Below are 17,790 nucleotides of genomic sequence, written 5' to 3'. Positions count from 1 at the left end.
TTCAGAAATCTATGTGCTTTCTAAAGATGAAGGTGGTCGCCACACTCCTTTCTTCAAAGGTTACCGTCCACAGTTCTACTTCCGTACAACTGATGTAACTGGTACTATCGAGCTACCAGAAGGCGTTGAAATGGTAATGCCTGGTGATAACATCTCTATGACTGTTACGCTAATCTGCCCAATCGCAATGGACGAAGGTCTACGCTTCGCTATCCGTGAAGGTGGCCGTACAGTTGGTGCTGGTGTTGTTGCAACAATCGTTGAATAATATTTGACGACACGGTACCAAAAAGGGCATCATTTGATGCCCTTTTTCTGCGTTTGAATTTTGATTGGTGTGTTTTTTGATCAGAAATGCAGAATTAAAGATCATTGAGATGAAGTTTTATATATGTAATTAAAGCTTTAGTGCTTTCCTTCATTTATGGCCTCGCACTTGCGGGGTTATTTTCGTCTATATTGAGACTAGTTACAGGTTGGTTGTATGAAAGCGAATGCCGAAAACCAAAGCAGCTCTAGCAGTATGGATGGCCTAAAATGGGTCGCTATATTTGCTTTGCTAGCTGCCGCTGTGGTTGGTAATTACCTGTACAGTGATGTTTCTGTAGTGTTGCGTGCAGCAGCAGTTGTAGCCCTTGTGGCTGTGGCTGGTGGTATTGCCGCACTTACAGCAAAAGGTAAAACCGCGATTACGTTTGCCCGTGAATCGCGCATGGAAGTCCGCAAGGTAGTATGGCCTACTCGTCAGGAAGCTACGCAGACAACCTTTATCGTTTTAGCTGTCACTGTCATTATGGCGTTAGCCTTGTGGGGTATCGACGGCATCATGGTCCGTTTAGTCCGCCTAGTTACCGGTGTGTGAGGTAAGAGTTCATGAGCGAAGCTCCAAAAAAACGATGGTATGTAGTACAGGCCTTTTCAGGTTTTGAAGGTCGTGTAGCGCAATCACTACGTGAGCATATCAAAATGCATAGCATGGAAGACTATTTTGATGAGGTCTTAGTACCGACTGAGGAAGTGGTTGAGATGCGTGCAGGACAGCGCCGTAAGAGTGAACGTAAGTTCTTCCCTGGTTATGTGCTTGTACAGATGGTGATGAATGATGAGACATGGCATCTGGTACGTAGTATCCCTCGTGTAATGGGGTTCATCGGCGGTACTTCGGACCGTCCAGCTCCTATCTCTGATAAAGAAGCGGATGCCATTCTTAACCGTCTTCAGCAGGCGAGTGAGTCACCAGTTCACAAAACTGTGTTTGAACCGGGTGAAGTTGTCCGTGTTACCGATGGTCCGTTTGCAGACTTTAACGGTGTGGTTGAACAAGTCGATTACGATAAGAGCCGTGTTAAGGTCTCTGTATCAATCTTCGGCCGTGCTACACCAGTAGAGCTTGAATTCGGTCAGGTTGAGAAAAGCTGATCAATAATTAATCAGCTTTTATTGTCAGGGGTGTGAAATTAGACTATAATTTCGCGCCCTTTCGTTAGACGGGGAGTCTATTTTTCAGAAATAGACGTTTGAACCCAAATTTAGGTATATAGCAATGGCTAAAAAAGTAGAAGCTTACATCAAGCTGCAAGTTGCAGCTGGTGCAGCAAACCCAAGTCCACCGGTTGGTCCAGCTCTTGGTCAGCACGGTGTAAACATCATGGAATTCTGTAAAGCGTTCAACGCTAAGACTGACTCAATCGAGAAAGGTCTACCGACTCCAGTTGTTATCACTGTATATAACGATCGTTCTTTCACGTTCATTACTAAGACTCCACCTGCAGCAGTTCTTCTGAAGAAAGCAGCAGGCGTTAAGTCTGGTTCTGGCCGTCCTAACTCTGAGAAGGTTGGTACTATTACTGACGCTCAGGTTCAGGAAATCGCTGAAACTAAAGCGGCTGATATGACTGGTGCTGACATCGAAGCTATGAAGCGTTCGATTGCTGGTACTGCTCGTTCAATGGGCCTAGTGGTAGAGGGTTAAGACAATGGCAAAACTGACTAAGCGCATGCGCGTTATCCGTGACAAAGTTGATGTTACTAAAGAGTACGAAATCAACGAAGCTGTTGCTCTTCTTAAAGAACTAGCTACTGCTAAATTTACTGAAAGTGTTGACGTTGCTGTTAACCTTGGCATTGATGCACGTAAATCAGATCAGAACGTTCGTGGCGCAACTGTGCTACCACACGGTACTGGTCGTGATATCCGTGTTGCTGTGTTCACTCAAGGTGCAAACGCAGAAGCTGCTAAAGAAGCTGGCGCTGACCTAGTAGGTATGGAAGAACTTGCTGATCAAGTTAAGAAAGGCGTGATGGACTTTGACGTTGTTATCGCATCTCCAGATGCAATGCGCGTTGTAGGTCAGCTTGGTACTATTCTTGGTCCACGCGGTCTGATGCCAAACCCTAAAGTTGGTACTGTAACTCCTAACGTTGCTCAAGCAGTTAAGAACGCTAAAGCTGGTCAGGTTCGTTACCGTAACGACAAGAACGGCATCATCCACACTACTATCGGTAAAGTGGATTTTGACGCAGCAAACCTTAAAGAGAACCTAGAAGCACTTCTAGTTGCTCTGAAGAAAGCGAAGCCTTCTTCTGCTAAAGGTACTTTCATCAAGAAAGTAAGCATCTCCACCACTATGGGTGCAGGTGTTGCGCTAGACCAGAACACTCTGGAAACTAGCTTATAAAACTGATTTGCGGAATTGCCAGGTTAGTGTATAATTTGGCGTTCACAAATTCATGGCTGAGGCTAATTGCTTGTTAATTAGCCTTCGTCCAAGACCGTAGGCGTTCTTAGGAACTTAATATTACCTACGTAGACGGTGCCAGAACATGATTGATGTAAATCATTCTTGGATCTGCGCCGTAAATACTCTCCTGTCATACTGGCAGTGAGTGGTGTACTGACTGGGGAAACCCAGCTAAAATCCAGGAGCTATTCCAATGGCATTAAATCTTCAAGACAAAAAAGCAATTGTTGCTGAAGTCAACGAAGCTGCCAATGGTGCCCTGTCTGCAGTTGTTGCTGACTCTCGTGGCGTTGCAGTTGATGCGATGACTTCTCTACGTAAACAAGCTCGTGAAAACGGCGTTTACCTGAAAGTTGTTCGTAACACACTAGCACGCCGTGCAGTTGAAGGTACTGATTTTGAATGTCTACAAGACGTTTTTGTTGGTCCGTCACTGATCGGTTTCTCTAACGAGCACCCAGGTGCTGCAGCGCGTCTTTTCAAAGACTTCGCTAAAGAGAACAAAGATTTCGAGATCAAAGCAGCCGCATTCGAAGGCGCTGTTGCTGACGCAGAAATTCTTGCGACACTACCAACTTACGACGAAGCGATTGCACGCCTAATGATGTGCATGAAAGAAGCTTCAGCTGGCAAGCTGGTACGTACTATCGCAGCTGTACGCGATCAGAAAGAAGAAGCAGCGGCTTAATTGCCTCGCTTTATCTGAACGCTATATTAAATTAATTGTTGATTTCAAAGAGAATTGTTATGTCTATCACTAACGAGCAAATCCTAGACGCAGTTGCAGAAATGTCTGTAATGCAAGTTGTTGAGCTTATCGAAGCTATGGAAGAAAAATTCGGTGTTACTGCTGCAGCTGCAGTTGTAGCAGGCGGCGCAGCAGCAGAAGCTGCTGAAGAGCAAACTGAGTTTGACGTAATCCTAACAGCTGCTGGCTCACAGAAAGTACAAGTTATCAAAGCTGTACGTGGCGCAACTGGCCTAGGTCTTAAAGAAGCTAAGGGCCTTGTAGACGGCGCTCCAGCACCTCTTAAAGAAGGCGTTGACAAAGCTGAAGCTGAAGCTCTTAAAGCTCAGCTAGAAGAAGTTGGTGCTTCTGTTGAAATTAAGTAATTATTACTTAATTTCTTAGCCTGAAAAGGCTAATGGCTGGTGGCTAATTGCCACCGGCCTTTTTGCGCTGTAGGGTAGTGGTGTTTTTCACATTGTTTTGCAACCACTAGCTGTGCAAAAAATAGCTCTGATCATTAGGGCTGTTCCTACAATAAACAGTGTTATTAGTCACTGCTCCTCGTTTTGAGCAGTTTGGATCACTTATCAGCGATCTGAGGAACCTATGGTTTACTCTTATACCGAGAAAAAGCGTATCCGTAAGGATTTTGGTAAGCGTCCACAAGTGTTGGACATACCATACTTGCTGTCGATCCAGCTTGAGTCTTTTAAAAAGTTCATCGAGCAGGATCCGGAAGGGCACTATGGCCTAGAAGCTGCCTTTCGTTCTGTTTTTCCAATTCAGAGCTATAACGGCAATTCCGAGCTGCAATACGTTAGCTATCGTCTCGGTGAGCCGGTCTTCGATGTTAAAGAATGTCAGATTCGTGGCGTAACATACTCTGCACCATTGCGTGTGAAGCTACGTCTTGTCATGTATGACAAAGATGCGCCAGCTGGCACCGTAAAAGACATCAAAGAACAAGAAGTTTACATGGGCGAAATTCCGCTCATGACAGATAACGGTACATTCGTTATTAACGGTACCGAGAGGGTTATCGTATCCCAGCTGCACCGTAGCCCGGGTGTCTTCTTCGACAGCGATAAGGGTAAAACCCACTCCTCAGGTAAAGTGCTATATAACGCACGCGTAATCCCATACCGTGGTTCATGGTTGGATTTCGAGTTTGATCCTAAGGATAACGTATTCGTACGTATCGACCGTCGTCGTAAGCTACCAGCTTCAATTATTCTACGTGCACTAGGTTACACAACCGAGCAAATTCTTGGCATGTTCTTCGAGAAGGTAAACTTCGAAGTTCAAGGCAAGTCTCTGGTTATGGAACTTGTGCCTGACCGTCTGCGTGGCGAAACTGCAAGCTTCAACATTGAAGCGAACGGTAAGCTATACGTAGAGCAAGGTCGTCGTATTACAGCCCGTCATATTCGCCAGCTTGGCAAAGACGGTGTTGATCACATTGAAGTACCTGTTGAATACATCGTTGGTAAAATCGCATCACGTGATTACGTGAACGAGGAAACTGGCGAGCTAATTGCAGCTGCGAACCAAGAACTAAGCCTAGAAACTCTGGCTCTGCTTTCTCAAGCGGGTCACAAGTCACTAGAAGTTCTGTTCACCAATGACCTGGATTACGGTCCGTACATGTCTGACACTATTCGTGTCGACAGCACGACTGACCGCCTGAGTGCGCTAGTTGAAATCTACCGTATGATGCGTCCTGGTGAGCCACCAACGCGTGAAGCAGCAGAGCAGCTTTTTGAAAGCTTGTTCTTCTCAGAAGATCGTTACGATCTATCTGCAGTTGGTCGAATGAAGTTCAACAGCTCTCTTCTTCGTGATGAGACAACTGGTTCAGGCATCCTTGATCACAGCGATATTATCGAAGTGATGAAGAAGCTGATCGAGATCCGTAACGGCCGTGGTGAAGTTGATGATATCGACCACCTTGGTAACCGTCGTATTCGTTCAGTTGGTGAAATGGCTGAAAACCAGTTCCGTGTTGGTCTAGTTCGTGTTGAGCGTGCTGTTAAAGAGCGTCTAAGCCTAGGCGATCTTGATGCAATCATGCCTCAGGACCTAATCAATGCGAAGCCAATTTCTGCGGCAGTAAAAGAGTTCTTTGGCTCTTCTCAGTTGTCTCAGTTTATGGACCAGAACAACCCACTGTCAGAAGTTACTCACAAACGTCGTATTTCGGCGCTTGGTCCAGGTGGTCTGACTCGTGAGCGTGCTGGCTTTGAGGTTCGAGATGTACACGCGACTCACTACGGTCGTCTATGTCCAATCGAAACGCCTGAAGGTCCAAACATCGGTCTAATCAACTCACTTTCAGCGTTTGCTCAGTGTAACCCATACGGTTTCCTAGAAACGCCTTACCGTAAAGTGGTTGATGGTAAAGTTACCGAACAAATTGAATACCTGTCTGCAATCGAAGAAGGTCAATACGTTATTGCACAGGCGAATGCCGCGCTTAACGAAGACGGTTCTTTTGCTGACGAACTGATCACAGCTCGCCAGAAAGGTGACTCAGGTCTGCACCCTCGTGACCATGTACAGTACATGGACGTTGCAACCAACCAGGTTGTATCGGTGGCGGCATCTCTGATCCCATTCCTAGAGCACGATGATGCTAACCGTGCCCTTATGGGTGCGAACATGCAGCGTCAGGCTGTTCCGACACTGCGTGCTGACAAGCCGCTAGTTGGTACAGGTATCGAACGTAACGTAGCGGTTGACTCCGGTGTAACAGCCGTAGCTAAGCGTGGCGGTCAGGTACAGTCAGTTGATGCATCTCGTATCGTTGTTAAAGTTAACGAAAGCGAGCTGGTACCAGGCGAAGCCGGTATCGATATCTACAACCTGACTAAGTACACCCGTTCTAACCAGAACACATGTATCAACCAGCGTCCTACTGTGATGCCGGGTGAACCTGTTGCTCGCGGTGATGTTCTTGCTGATGGTCCATCAACAGACCTTGGTGAGCTAGCACTTGGTCAGAACATGCGTATCGCGTTCATGCCTTGGAACGGTTACAACTTCGAGGATTCCATCCTAGTTTCTGAGCGTGTTGTACAGGAAGATCGCCTGACAACTATCCACATCCAAGAGCTATCTTGTGTGGCGCGTGATACTAAGCTGGGTGCTGAAGAAATCACTGCGGATATCCCTAACGTGGGTGAAGCGGCGCTTTCTAAGCTGGATGAGTCAGGTATCGTTTACATTGGTGCTGAAGTTAAGGGTGGCGACATCCTGGTTGGTAAAGTGACACCTAAGGGTGAAACTCAGCTAACACCTGAAGAGAAGCTACTACGTGCTATCTTTGGTGAAAAAGCATCTGATGTTAAAGACTCTTCACTACGTGTACCAAACTCAGTGTCTGGTACGATCATCGACGTTCAGGTATTTACCCGCGATGGCGTAGAAAAAGACAAGCGTGCGCTTGAAATTGAAGAGATGCAGCTGAAAGAAGCGAAGAAAGACATCACAGAAGAATTCCAGATCCTTGAGGGTGGTCTTCTTGCTCGTGTTCGTACGCTTCTGCTTTCTGCCGGTTACAGCGAAGACAAGATTGCTTCGATGGACCGAGAGAGACTATTTGCACAGACACTTGATGACGAAGGTCAGCAAAACCAGCTGGAACAGCTTGCAGAGCAGTATGATGAACTGAAAGCTGAGTTCGATAAGAAGTTTGAAACTAAACGTCGTAAGATCACACAGGGTGATGACCTAGCGCCGGGCGTACTTAAGATTGTTAAAGTATACCTAGCCGTTAAGCGTCGCATTCAGCCTGGTGATAAGATGGCGGGTCGTCACGGTAACAAGGGTGTAATCTCTAAGATCAACCCTGTTGAAGACATGCCGTACGATGAGAAAGGTCAGACAGTTGATATCGTACTAAACCCACTGGGTGTACCTTCTCGTATGAACATCGGTCAGATCCTGGAGACTCACTTGGGTCTTGCAGCGAAAGGTATCGGTGACAAACTAAACGAGATGCTGAAGCAGCAGCAGGAATTGCATAAGTTCCGTAACTTCCTGCAAAAAGTTTACGATCTGGGCGATACTCGCCAGAAAGTAGACATTGCTGAATTGTCTGATGATCAGGTTCATACACTCGTTAAGAACTTACGTGCAGGTCTACCTATTGCAACACCAGTATTTGATGGTGCTCCTGAGTCATCTATCAAAGAACTGTTGAAGCTAGGTGATCTACCTGAGTCTGGTCAGTTGAAATTGTTTGACGGTCGCACCGGTGACATGTTTGAGCGTCCTGTAACTGTTGGTTACATGTATATGCTGAAACTAAACCACTTGGTTGATGACAAGATGCATGCCCGTTCTACCGGTTCTTACAGCCTTGTTACTCAGCAGCCGCTGGGTGGTAAAGCTCAGTTCGGTGGTCAGCGTTTCGGTGAGATGGAAGTATGGGCGCTAGAAGCATATGGCGCCGCTTACACTCTACAGGAAATGCTAACTGTTAAGTCGGATGACGTTAACGGCCGTACGAAGATGTATAAAAACATCGTCGATGGCGACCATCGTATGGAACCTGGTATGCCGGAATCTTTCAACGTATTGTTGAAAGAAATCCGCTCGTTGGGTATCAACATCGAGCTGGAAGACGAATAAGCCTCGGTTTGCACCAAGATTTAATCGTTACTCCGGTATAAATATGAAGGCGCCAGCAGACTGGCGCCTTTATGGGTCAACTCCTCACAGGAGCCAAATGTGAAAGACTTACTTAAGTTTCTGAAAGCACAACACAAGACTGAAGAATTTGATGCAATCAAAATCGGTCTTGCTTCACCTGACATGATCCGTTCATGGTCTTTTGGTGAAGTTAAAAAGCCAGAAACCATCAACTACCGTACTTTTAAGCCTGAGCGTGACGGTCTATTCTGTGCACGTATCTTTGGCCCGGTAAAAGACTACGAGTGTCTTTGTGGCAAGTACAAACGCCTGAAGCACCGTGGTGTTATCTGTGAAAAATGTGGTGTTGAAGTTACTCAGACCAAAGTACGTCGTGAGCGTATGGGTCACATCGAGCTAGCTTCACCTGTTGCCCACATCTGGTTCCTTAAGTCACTGCCATCTCGTATCGGTCTGTTAATGGACATGCCGCTGCGTGACATCGAGCGTGTACTTTACTTCGAATCTTACGTAGTAATCGAACCAGGTATGACCAACCTTGAGCGTAGCCAGCTGCTTTCTGAAGAGCAGTACCTGGATGCACTTGAAGAGTGGGGCGACGAGTTCGACGCTAAGATGGGTGCAGAAGCGGTTAAAGCACTTTTAGGCAATATGGACCTAAATGCTGAAATCGAGCTAATGCGCGAAGAGCTAGAAGAAACTAACTCTGAAACCAAGCGTAAGAAACTAACCAAGCGTCTTAAGCTTGTAGAAGCATTCCTACAGTCAGGTAACAACCCAGAGTGGATGATCCTGTCTGTGCTACCAGTACTACCACCGGATCTACGTCCGCTGGTACCGCTAGATGGTGGTCGTTTCGCAACATCAGATCTGAATGATCTGTACCGTCGCGTAATCAACCGTAACAACCGTCTGAAGCGTCTACTGGATCTTGCAGCTCCTGATATTATCGTACGTAACGAAAAACGTATGCTTCAGGAATCTGTTGATGCATTGCTTGATAACGGTCGCCGTGGTCGCGCTATCACGGGTTCTAACAAGCGTCCTCTGAAATCTTTGGCTGACATGATCAAAGGTAAGCAGGGTCGTTTCCGTCAGAACCTTCTTGGTAAGCGTGTAGACTACTCTGGTCGTTCTGTTATCACTGTAGGTCCATACCTACGCCTGCATCAGTGTGGTCTTCCTAAGAAGATGGCACTTGAGCTATTTAAGCCATTCATCTATGGCAAGCTAGAGACTCGTGGTCTTGCGACAACGATCAAAGCTGCCAAGAAGATGGTTGAGCGCGAAGAAGCGGTTGTTTGGGATATCCTAGACGAAGTGATCCGCGAACACCCGGTAATGCTTAACCGTGCACCAACATTGCACCGTCTAGGTATTCAGGCATTTGAACCAGTACTTATCGAAGGTAAAGCGATTCAGCTTCACCCACTAGTGTGTGCGGCATACAACGCCGACTTCGATGGTGACCAGATGGCGGTACACGTACCTCTAACTCTGGAAGCACAGCTAGAAGCACGTGCACTGATGATGTCTACCAACAACATCCTATCGCCAGCGTCTGGTGATCCAATCATCGTTCCTTCTCAGGATGTTGTATTGGGTCTTTACTACATGACGCGTGAGAAAATCAACGCGAAGGGTGAAGGCATGTACCTTGCTGGACCTGCCGAGGCAGAGAAAGCATACCGTACTAAGAGCGCAGAGCTACATGCTCGCGTTAAAGTACGGATCACAGAGCATCGCTATGACGAGCAAGGCAACCTAGTTGCTGATACTAAGCTTGTTGATACGACTGTGGGCCGTGCAATGCTATGGACGATCGTACCAAAAGGTCTTTCATACAGCTTGGTAAACACTGAAGCTCTGGGTAAGAAGCAAATTTCTAAACTGCTTAACACTTGTTACCGTGAATTGGGTATGAAAGACACAGTCGTCTTTGCTGACCAAATCATGTACACAGGTTTTGCTTACGCGGCACTGTCTGGTGTTTCTGTTGGTATCGACGATATGGTTGTACCAGAAGCGAAATACACCAAGATCGCTGAAGCTGAAGCAGAGGTTGCTGAAATTCAGGAGCAGTTCCAGTCTGGTCTTGTGACTGCTGGCGAACGTTACAACAAAGTTATCGATATCTGGGCAACGGCCAACGAGCAGGTTGCTAAAGCGATGATGGATAACCTGTCTTTCGACACTGTGATTAACCGTGACGGTGAAGAAGAACAGCAGAAATCGTTCAACAGCGTATACATGATGGCCGACTCCGGAGCTCGTGGTTCTGCAGCTCAGATCCGTCAGCTTGCTGGTATGCGTGGTCTGATGGCTAAGCCGGATGGCTCCATCATCGAAACGCCGATCACTGCGAACTTCCGTGAAGGTCTGAACGTACTCCAGTACTTCATCTCTACTCACGGTGCTCGTAAGGGTCTTGCCGATACAGCACTTAAGACAGCTAACTCCGGTTACCTGACGCGTCGTCTGGTAGATGTTGCGCAGGATGTGGTTATCACAACGGATGATTGTGGTACACACGCTGGTATCACAATGATGCCGCTAGTCGAAGGTGGTGATGTTAAAGAGCAACTAGGTGATCGTGTTCTTGGTCGTGTTGTTGCTGAAGACGTTATCAAGCCAGGTACTAACGAGGTTCTTGCTCCACGTAACACGCTTCTTGATGAGAAGTGGTGTGACATCCTGGAAGAGAACTCAGTTGACCAGGTGAAAGTACGTTCGGTTGTAACCTGTGAGAATGACTTCGGTTGTTGTAAGTTCTGTTACGGTCGTGACCTGGCTCGTGGTCACTTGGTTAACCAAGGCGAGGCAGTGGGTGTTGTTGCTGCTCAGTCAATCGGTGAACCGGGTACACAGCTTACGATGCGTACGTTCCACATCGGTGGTGCGGCATCTGCAGCAGCTGCAGAAAACAGCATCCAGGTTAAGAACAACGGTTCGATGAAACTACACAATGCCAAGTTTGTTACTAACAACGAAGGCAAGCTAGTTATCACTTCTCGTGCGTCAGAAATGAGCGTTATCGATGAGTTCGGTCGTACCAAAGAGAACTACAAACTGCCATACGGCTCGCACCTGACTAAAGGTGATGCTGCGGAAGTTAAAGCTGGCGAAGTTATCGCTAACTGGGACCCGCACACAATGCCAATCATCACGGAAGTGGCAGGTCGTGCTCAGTTTGTTGACCTGATTGATGGCGTAACGATTTCTCGTCAGACTGATGAGCTAACGGGTCTGTCTATGATTACTGTACTTGACGCTGCAGAGCGTACCGGTGCAGGTAAAGACATGCGTCCGACAGTTAAGCTAGTTGATGAAAACGGTAACGATGTAATGATCGCCGGCACCGAGATGCCAGCACAGTACTTCTTGCCGGGTAAAGCAATCATCCAGCTTGAAGACGGTGCCATGGTTGGTATCGGTGATACGCTAGCACGTATCCCTCAGGCATCTGGCGGTACGAAAGATATCACCGGTGGTCTGCCACGAGTTGCTGACCTGTTCGAAGCACGTAAGCCGAAAGAGCCAGCAATTCTTGCTGAAATCACGGGTATGGTTTCGTTCGGTAAAGAGACAAAAGGCAAGCGTCGTCTGATCATCACACCTGCCGAAGGCAATGCATACGAAGAAATGGTTCCTAAGTGGCGCCAGCTAAACGTATTCGAAGGTGAGAAGGTCGAGAAGGGTGATGTAATCGCCGATGGTCCAGAGGCTCCGCACGATATTCTACGTCTACGTGGTGTACACGCAGTTGCAGAATACATCGTGAACGAAGTTCAGGAAGTTTACCGACTACAGGGCGTTAAGATTAATGATAAGCACATTGAGACTATCATTCGTCAGATGCTACGTAAGGTAACTATCAGCGTCGCTGGTGACTCTGAGTTCCTTCCGGGTGAGCAAGTTGAGTTCTCTCGTGTAACAATCGCGAACCGTAAGCTAGAAGCTGAAGGCAAGCTACCTGCTACATACGAGCGTGACCTACTGGGTATTACGAAAGCGTCTCTGGCAACAGAATCGTTTATCTCGGCAGCATCGTTCCAGGAAACGACTCGCGTACTAACAGAAGCTGCGGTTTCTGGTAAGCGTGACGAGCTACGTGGCCTGAAAGAGAACGTAATCGTTGGTCGTCTGATCCCTGCTGGTACCGGTTATGCGTATCACCAGAAACGTCAGCGTCAGCGTGATGCAGAGCTAGAGCCTGTAGCACCTCAGGTTGATGCAGAGCAAGCGTCTCAAGATCTTGCAGCACTGCTAAATGCTGGCCTGAGCGACGAAAACTAATTAGGTTTCGTCTCTTGAGTTGAGCAAGAAAAAGGCACCCAATTGGGTGCCTTTTTGTTATTGGGGCTTTCAAAAAAATCCCCAGAGGATATCGCTCTGGGGATCGTAAGAGTTTCAGGGCAGAGGTAGCTTGTGTATTCATTCGTGGCGCAGGTATTACGTGGCAGAATGTTGGAGTTTCTGCGGGTCAGCGATAGGAACGGTGAATAACCCTAAGCCATGACACCTAAGTTCAGGGCCGTTAATCATCCGTATCCGTGTTCTCGCCTAAATTTTGGGTTTACGCACCCGGCGGACACGCTAAGCTTTCACTGATCAGCTCGATTAAGTTATCTTCCAGAGCGAACCGAAGCTCAATCAGTTCACCGACCGAGGAAAGGTCACTATCTAAATCAGGGATATCACCACCTTCATCGATAGCACAATAACGATCGGTGAAATTCAGTAAAGGATCGGTAGTTTGGGTGATTTGTGAATAGAGTAGCGAGATATCTTCGGTTGGTGAGTAACCTGTTGCATTCCAGCGTTCCATGACCATGTCATAGATTTTGAAATGGCCTTCGGAGATATAATCGACAAGTTGCTGGCTGAAAAGTTGAAGTTGTGAAGAGGTTGGAAGCTGGCGTGTATTGTTTTCAAACGGGGGGAGTCCCGCTAACTTGCAATAGTCGATCAGTAGCTGCTGACGGGACATCAGCCAGTGATCAATGACATCGCTGGTGCCGCCCCACTGTTTTTGTACTTGTTCGAATTTACTTAACATGACCATGCCCTCATGATCGATCAGTACCGACACAAGGGGTACTGATAACGATACCTGTGAAACTCTTAAAAAAGAGAACCTTGTATTACGGATTAATATTCCGTCATTAAGTTTAGATTGCCAGTAAAAACCGAACCCTGCAAGGATGGATGTGACATTGATGTTAAAAAAACAAGAATTAGCGTATTGGTGTGTAGTTAAAGATCGCAAATTATATATGAGCAATCATACACTTCCACTAATGACCCAGGATCAGATAGGCTTAAATAGCAAACAGGCACGCTATATTGGTGAGTATAATGAAAGGCCTGTTTATTGGCTGGAAGCTACTGAAAATCATAAGGAAGAGGACTTCTATTCTCAAAGAGAATTACTGACTCTCGACAGCGAGCTGTTCAACCTGGCAGGAAAAGCGACTCAGCTTTCTCATATGCTCCATAGCCAGGCCTTTTGCCCGGCCTGTGGTGAGCCGTGCAAGTTGGCATCGAATGACTTGGCGATGGTTTGCCAAGGCTGCCATACCCACCATTATCCGCGATTATCCCCCTGCGTGATTGTTGCTGTCCGTAACCAAGACAAAATTCTCTTGGCCCAGCACCCTCGGCATAAAACTGGCATGTATACAGTGATTGCTGGATTTGTGGAGGCCGGAGAAACGCTGGAACAGTGTGTCGCCAGGGAAGTTGAGGAAGAAACTGGGGTCAAGGTAGCGAACATTCGCTATTTCGGCAGTCAGCCGTGGGCATTTCCGTCTAACCTGATGATGGGCTTTCTGGCTGATTATACAAGTGGTGAGCTTAAGCCCGATTATGAAGAGCTAAGTGATGCTATCTGGGCGACAAGCGATCAATTGCCTGCATTGGCTCCGGAAGGAACGATTGCCAGAGCGTTGATTGATTACACCCTAACCTTGATGGCGGATCGATAGGATAAAAAAACCCTCCTAAATGGAGGGGCAAGGTGCAGTTATTTGCTCTCTACGAGCAAAATCATTGTTATTATTGCTAGCGCGCAGATTTTGTATCATGGGAACCCTGTGAGTCGCAAACCTAGTGAACAGATTGTTGCTATAAATATGATCGGCTTAACAATTGGACTCTTTTGTTGCTGTCACGGAGTGATACAATACGCCGCAGAATTAACCCATGGAGTCCAGAATGAGCGAATTAAAGAATGACCGCTACCTACGTGCGCTGTTGAAGCAACCGGTAGATTGCACACCTGTATGGATGATGCGTCAGGCAGGCCGCTATCTGCCAGAATACCGCGCTACACGTAGTGTTGCTGGTGACTTCATGTCGCTATGTAAAAATGCTGAGCTGGCGAGTGAAGTGACTCTTCAGCCGCTACGCCGTTTTCCGCTGGATGCCGCAATTCTGTTCTCAGATATCCTGACTATCCCGGATGCGATGGGCCTGGGGCTGTATTTCGAGGCGGGTGAAGGACCTAAGTTTGAACGTCCGATCACTTGCAAGGCAGATGTCGATAAAATTGGTTTGCCGGATCCAGAAGGCGAGTTGCAGTACGTGATGAATGCCGTCCGCCAAATCCGCAAGGATCTTCAGGGCGAGGTACCACTGATCGGTTTCTCTGGCAGTCCTTGGACGCTGGCAACTTATATGGTTGAAGGTGGAAGCTCAAAGGCATTCACCAAGATCAAAAAGATGATGTACGCAGAGCCGCAAACATTGCACCTGCTACTGGATAAACTAGCTGACAGCGTGATTGAGTATTTGAATGCCCAAATTAAAGCGGGTGCACAATCTGTGATGGTATTCGATACCTGGGGCGGCGTTCTGACCCCGCGTGATTACAACGAGTTCTCGCTGCGCTACATGCACAAGATTGTTGACGGCCTGATCCGTGAAAACGACGATCGCCGTGTGCCTGTTACTCTGTTTACCAAAAATGGCGGTATGTGGCTGGAGCAAATTGCTGCCACGGGCTGTGATGCTGTAGGTCTGGACTGGACGATCAATATTGCTGATGCCAAGCGTCGTGTTGGTGACAAAGTAGCCCTTCAAGGCAATATGGATCCTTCAATGCTATATGCTCAACCAGAGCGTATTCGTCAGGAAGTAGCGACGATTCTGGAAGGATACGGCGACGAAGGTACCGGCCACGTGTTTAACCTGGGCCACGGTATCCACTTGGATGTGCCGCCTGAAAACGCTGGCGTATTTGTGGAAGCAGTACACGAGCTGTCTAAGCCGTATCACAAATAAGAGCAAATACGAGACCCTAGGTGACTAGTCGTTCCTAGGTTGAGTATGAAGAGCCCATGCAGTTTACAGCGTGGGCTTTTTGCTTTCTCGCTTCTCGAAACTAGCTTCTTGAAATACCCAAATGCTGGTGGACGTAGTCGCGGATATACGGTACCACCTCAGCTTCAAACCATGGGTTTTTCTTCAGCCACAAGGTATTGCGAGGTGAAGGATGGGGCATGGGGATGAATTCAGGTGCCCATTGACGCCATGCTTTCACTGTTTCGGTCAGTGTCTTGGGTTTGTTTTGCAGGTAGCGTTGCTGGGCATATTGGCCGACCAATAACGTCATACCGACATTAGGCAGCAATGGCCAAACCTGCGGGTGCCATTGCGGAGCACATTCCGCTCTTGGAGGGAGATCGCCGGATTTCCCTTTTCCCGGGTAGCACAGCCCCATCGGCATGATAGCGATTTGTGCCGGATCATAGAACGTGTCGCGATCGAGCTCAAGCCATGCCCGCAGCCGGTTGCCGCTTGGGTCGTTCCACGGGATCCCGGTTTCATGAACACGCGTGCCCGGAGCCTGGCCGACAATCATCAGTTTTGCGGTGCTGGCAGCCTGTATCACTGGGCGGGGTCCGAGGGGAAGGTGATCCTTGCAGGTCTCGCAGTGGCGGATTTGATCCAGCAGGTTATCAAGTTGTTGAGTTGCCATAGCTGTTGCCTTTAGTCACTAATAACCACGGTTGAAATCAACTTGGTACATCATTGGCTGTTGTTGGATATATCGTTGATAGTTTGCTTTAAATATTTCGAAAACCTGTTCAGGAAAGCTTTCTGCTGCGATATGAGGAGTAATGGTTATGTTAGGGTTCTGCCAGAAAGGGTGGCTCTCGTTGAGCGGCTCCTGCTTGAATACATCAAGATAGGCATGGGTTACGCAGCCTTGCTCGATAGCGGTCAGCAATCCCTGTTCGCATACGGCATTACCACGCCCCACATTAAACAGTAGCGTATTGCGGCAGTGGCTCAAGGTACGGGCATTGAAAAGATCATCGGTCTCCGTCGTAGCAGGGAGGGTGGAGACCAGAATATCAGCCGTCGCCAACCCATCAGCCAGCTGGGTGAGGGGGTAAATTCGGTCAAAGCTAGTTTCTCCTGTCTGGCCTGAACGGTTAATACCGATGACTTCAAGGCCAAAGGCTTTGGCAACCCGTGCCAAATGAGTCCCGATGGAGCCGGTGCCAAGAATGACCATGGTTCTCTTGTCCAGCGGAGAATACGGAAATCGTCGCCATTGGGCTTGAGATTGTTGTTGCCGGTATAGGCTGAGCTGGCGGGTATGATCAAGGGTATACCCCATGACATATTCCGCGATCAACTGGCCAAAATGACCCCGAATATTGGTCAGGGTATAGTCTTGTCGGATATCTGGCCGGATCAGCGCATCAATCCCCGCATAGGTAGATTGCAGCCAGCGTAGCGCCGGATAACGCTCAAGGTAAGCGGCTATGCGAGGGGGATCGGCTAAAATGATGGAGGCTTGCGCTGGGTCTTCCGTGATTTCAAGTGCTGGTAGCTGGGCCTGGGCGAGCAATTTCCGGTAATCATCATATTGTCTTGCCACAATCAGTAATTTATTCATTCTTGTTCCTTTTATGCTGGTGACCGTTACCCTGGCAACTTTACTGCGAGCGACATCTATATATAGGAGTTGTTGGATATTGGAGCCGCTTAATATTGAAGTAGCTTGGGTATACAAGTACACTTCGGTGCAAATCACAACTGCAGATTATCCCATGCTAAAGAATCCAGTTCAGCTTCGCCTTGAAAAATTAGAACCGTGGCAACACATCACCTTTATGGTCTCTCTGTGTGAGCGAATGTACCCCAACTATGCACTGTTCTGTCAGGAAACTGAATTTGCGGATGAGCAGAAATATCGTTCGATTCTGGATAGTATCTGGGAAATCCTGACAGTCAAAACGGCAAAGATTAATTTCGAAAGGCAACTAGAGAAGCTAGAAGAGTTGGTGCCTAGTGCCGATGAGCATGATCTTTATGCGGTAAACCCGGCGATTGATGCCTGTGTCGCTTTGGCTGATTTGCTGCATGCCATGCTGGATCGTGATTTAATGCTGGAAACCCTGACGAAGCTGAGTTCTCTGTCTGCGGAAACCGTCGCTGATCTTGAGTTTGCTCAGACTGGTGTTGAGATTACCAACGAGAACCAGAAAGAGAACGAAGCGATTTGTGCCGAGTGGGATATGCAGTGGGCAATTTTCCGTGCCCTGAAAGAAGCTGAACGACGTGATATCGAGCTGATTAAGGATCTACGCCAAGAGTTGCGTGATGAGCCGGTCAGCAACATAGGTATCGAGCTGTAAGCCGAATGACCAA

Annotated in this window: 15 protein-coding genes; 12 read left to right on the top strand and 3 right to left on the bottom strand. The window is 47.7% G+C overall.

Annotation, left to right across the window (positions count from 1 at the left end; all coding sequences use genetic code 11):
* The 9 genes from EDI28_RS20305 to rpoC all read left to right on the top strand — a co-directional run.
* Window positions 1-268, top strand: a 268-nt coding sequence (locus EDI28_RS20305; protein WP_500048350.1) for an EF-Tu C-terminal domain-related protein, incomplete at its 5' end; no start/stop codon positions are given.
* 216 nt (window positions 269-484) lie between these two features.
* Window positions 485-862 carry a preprotein translocase subunit SecE gene (secE, locus tag EDI28_RS20300; RefSeq protein WP_128785712.1) on the top strand — a complete coding sequence of 126 codons (378 nt, stop codon included), beginning with the start codon at window positions 485-487 and terminating at the stop codon, window positions 860-862.
* 11 nt (window positions 863-873) lie between these two features.
* Window positions 874-1,419 (top strand): transcription termination/antitermination protein NusG, encoded by a 546-nt coding sequence (gene nusG / locus EDI28_RS20295; protein ID WP_128785711.1) that lies wholly within the window; start codon window positions 874-876, stop codon window positions 1,417-1,419.
* Between the two features lie 124 nt (window positions 1,420-1,543).
* Window positions 1,544-1,972, top strand: coding sequence for a 50S ribosomal protein L11 (rplK, locus tag EDI28_RS20290; RefSeq protein ID WP_128785710.1), 429 nt, complete (start codon window positions 1,544-1,546; stop codon window positions 1,970-1,972).
* 4 nt (window positions 1,973-1,976) lie between these two features.
* Entirely contained in the window at window positions 1,977-2,678 is a 702-nt protein-coding gene (gene rplA, locus EDI28_RS20285; RefSeq protein ID WP_128785709.1) for a 50S ribosomal protein L1, read from the top strand.
* 256 nt (window positions 2,679-2,934) lie between these two features.
* On the top strand, window positions 2,935-3,429 hold the full coding sequence (rplJ, locus tag EDI28_RS20280; RefSeq protein ID WP_128785708.1) for a 50S ribosomal protein L10: 495 nt from the start codon (window positions 2,935-2,937) through the stop codon (window positions 3,427-3,429).
* 59 nt (window positions 3,430-3,488) lie between these two features.
* Window positions 3,489-3,854, top strand: coding sequence for a 50S ribosomal protein L7/L12 (rplL, locus tag EDI28_RS20275; RefSeq protein ID WP_128785707.1), 366 nt, complete (start codon window positions 3,489-3,491; stop codon window positions 3,852-3,854).
* Window positions 3,855-4,077: 223 nt separating this feature from the next.
* On the top strand, window positions 4,078-8,103 hold the full coding sequence (gene rpoB, locus EDI28_RS20270) for a DNA-directed RNA polymerase subunit beta (protein ID WP_128785706.1): 4,026 nt from the start codon (window positions 4,078-4,080) through the stop codon (window positions 8,101-8,103).
* Between the two features lie 99 nt (window positions 8,104-8,202).
* Window positions 8,203-12,420, top strand: a complete 4,218-nt coding sequence (gene rpoC / locus EDI28_RS20265; protein WP_128785705.1) for a DNA-directed RNA polymerase subunit beta' — start codon at window positions 8,203-8,205, stop codon at window positions 12,418-12,420.
* Window positions 12,421-12,700: 280 nt separating this feature from the next.
* On the opposite strand, the gene rsd is transcribed toward rpoC, so the two are convergent.
* Window positions 12,701-13,183, bottom strand: coding sequence for a sigma D regulator (rsd, locus tag EDI28_RS20260; protein WP_128785704.1), 483 nt, complete (start codon window positions 13,181-13,183; stop codon window positions 12,701-12,703).
* A gap of 160 nt (window positions 13,184-13,343) precedes the next feature.
* Here rsd and nudC point away from each other — a divergent pair, with 160 nt between their 5' ends.
* Window positions 13,344-14,111 (top strand): NAD(+) diphosphatase, encoded by a 768-nt coding sequence (gene nudC, locus EDI28_RS20255; RefSeq protein WP_128785703.1) that lies wholly within the window; start codon window positions 13,344-13,346, stop codon window positions 14,109-14,111.
* 229 nt (window positions 14,112-14,340) lie between these two features.
* Window positions 14,341-15,408: a uroporphyrinogen decarboxylase gene (gene hemE / locus EDI28_RS20250; RefSeq protein ID WP_128785702.1), complete on the top strand. Its 1,068-nt coding sequence runs from the start codon at window positions 14,341-14,343 to the stop codon at window positions 15,406-15,408.
* Between the two features lie 100 nt (window positions 15,409-15,508).
* Here hemE and EDI28_RS20245 read toward each other — a convergent pair whose 3' ends face one another.
* Window positions 15,509-16,105, bottom strand: coding sequence for a uracil-DNA glycosylase family protein (locus tag EDI28_RS20245; protein WP_128785701.1), 597 nt, complete (start codon window positions 16,103-16,105; stop codon window positions 15,509-15,511).
* Between the two features lie 18 nt (window positions 16,106-16,123).
* Complete coding sequence (locus EDI28_RS20240) at window positions 16,124-17,035, bottom strand: D-2-hydroxyacid dehydrogenase (protein ID WP_128785700.1); 912 nt, start codon at window positions 17,033-17,035, stop codon at window positions 16,124-16,126.
* A 154-nt stretch (window positions 17,036-17,189) separates the two neighbouring features.
* On the opposite strand from EDI28_RS20240, the gene EDI28_RS20235 reads away from it, so the two are divergent.
* Window positions 17,190-17,777 carry a YjaG family protein gene (locus EDI28_RS20235; protein WP_128785699.1) on the top strand — a complete coding sequence of 196 codons (588 nt, stop codon included), beginning with the start codon at window positions 17,190-17,192 and terminating at the stop codon, window positions 17,775-17,777.
* The last annotated feature ends 13 nt before the right edge of the window (window positions 17,778-17,790 follow it).

This window comes from Photobacterium chitinilyticum (genome assembly GCF_004104355.1).
In the GTDB taxonomy this organism is placed as follows: Bacteria; Pseudomonadota; Gammaproteobacteria; order Enterobacterales; family Vibrionaceae; genus Photobacterium; species Photobacterium chitinilyticum.
Note: the sequence above shows the minus strand (reverse complement) of the source record. Positions and strands in the feature narration are given on the sequence as shown.

What these genes read in the sequence shown, in the direction of transcription:
- secE (WP_128785712.1), top strand. Translation starts at nt 485, where the DNA reads ATGAAAGCGAATGCCGAAAACCAAAGCAGCTCTAGCAGTATGGATGGC.
- nusG (WP_128785711.1), top strand. Translation starts at nt 874, where the DNA reads ATGAGCGAAGCTCCAAAAAAACGATGGTATGTAGTACAGGCCTTTTCA.
- rplK (WP_128785710.1), top strand. Translation starts at nt 1,544, where the DNA reads ATGGCTAAAAAAGTAGAAGCTTACATCAAGCTGCAAGTTGCAGCTGGT.
- rplA (WP_128785709.1), top strand. Translation starts at nt 1,977, where the DNA reads ATGGCAAAACTGACTAAGCGCATGCGCGTTATCCGTGACAAAGTTGAT.
- rplJ (WP_128785708.1), top strand. Translation starts at nt 2,935, where the DNA reads ATGGCATTAAATCTTCAAGACAAAAAAGCAATTGTTGCTGAAGTCAAC.
- rplL (WP_128785707.1), top strand. Translation starts at nt 3,489, where the DNA reads ATGTCTATCACTAACGAGCAAATCCTAGACGCAGTTGCAGAAATGTCT.
- rpoB (WP_128785706.1), top strand. Translation starts at nt 4,078, where the DNA reads ATGGTTTACTCTTATACCGAGAAAAAGCGTATCCGTAAGGATTTTGGT.
- rsd (WP_128785704.1), bottom strand. Translation starts at nt 13,183, where the DNA reads ATGTTAAGTAAATTCGAACAAGTACAAAAACAGTGGGGCGGCACCAGC.
- nudC (WP_128785703.1), top strand. Translation starts at nt 13,344, where the DNA reads ATGTTAAAAAAACAAGAATTAGCGTATTGGTGTGTAGTTAAAGATCGC.
- hemE (WP_128785702.1), top strand. Translation starts at nt 14,341, where the DNA reads ATGAGCGAATTAAAGAATGACCGCTACCTACGTGCGCTGTTGAAGCAA.
- EDI28_RS20245 (WP_128785701.1), bottom strand. Translation starts at nt 16,105, where the DNA reads ATGGCAACTCAACAACTTGATAACCTGCTGGATCAAATCCGCCACTGC.
- EDI28_RS20240 (WP_128785700.1), bottom strand. Translation starts at nt 17,035, where the DNA reads ATGAATAAATTACTGATTGTGGCAAGACAATATGATGATTACCGGAAA.
- EDI28_RS20235 (WP_128785699.1), top strand. Translation starts at nt 17,190, where the DNA reads ATGCTAAAGAATCCAGTTCAGCTTCGCCTTGAAAAATTAGAACCGTGG.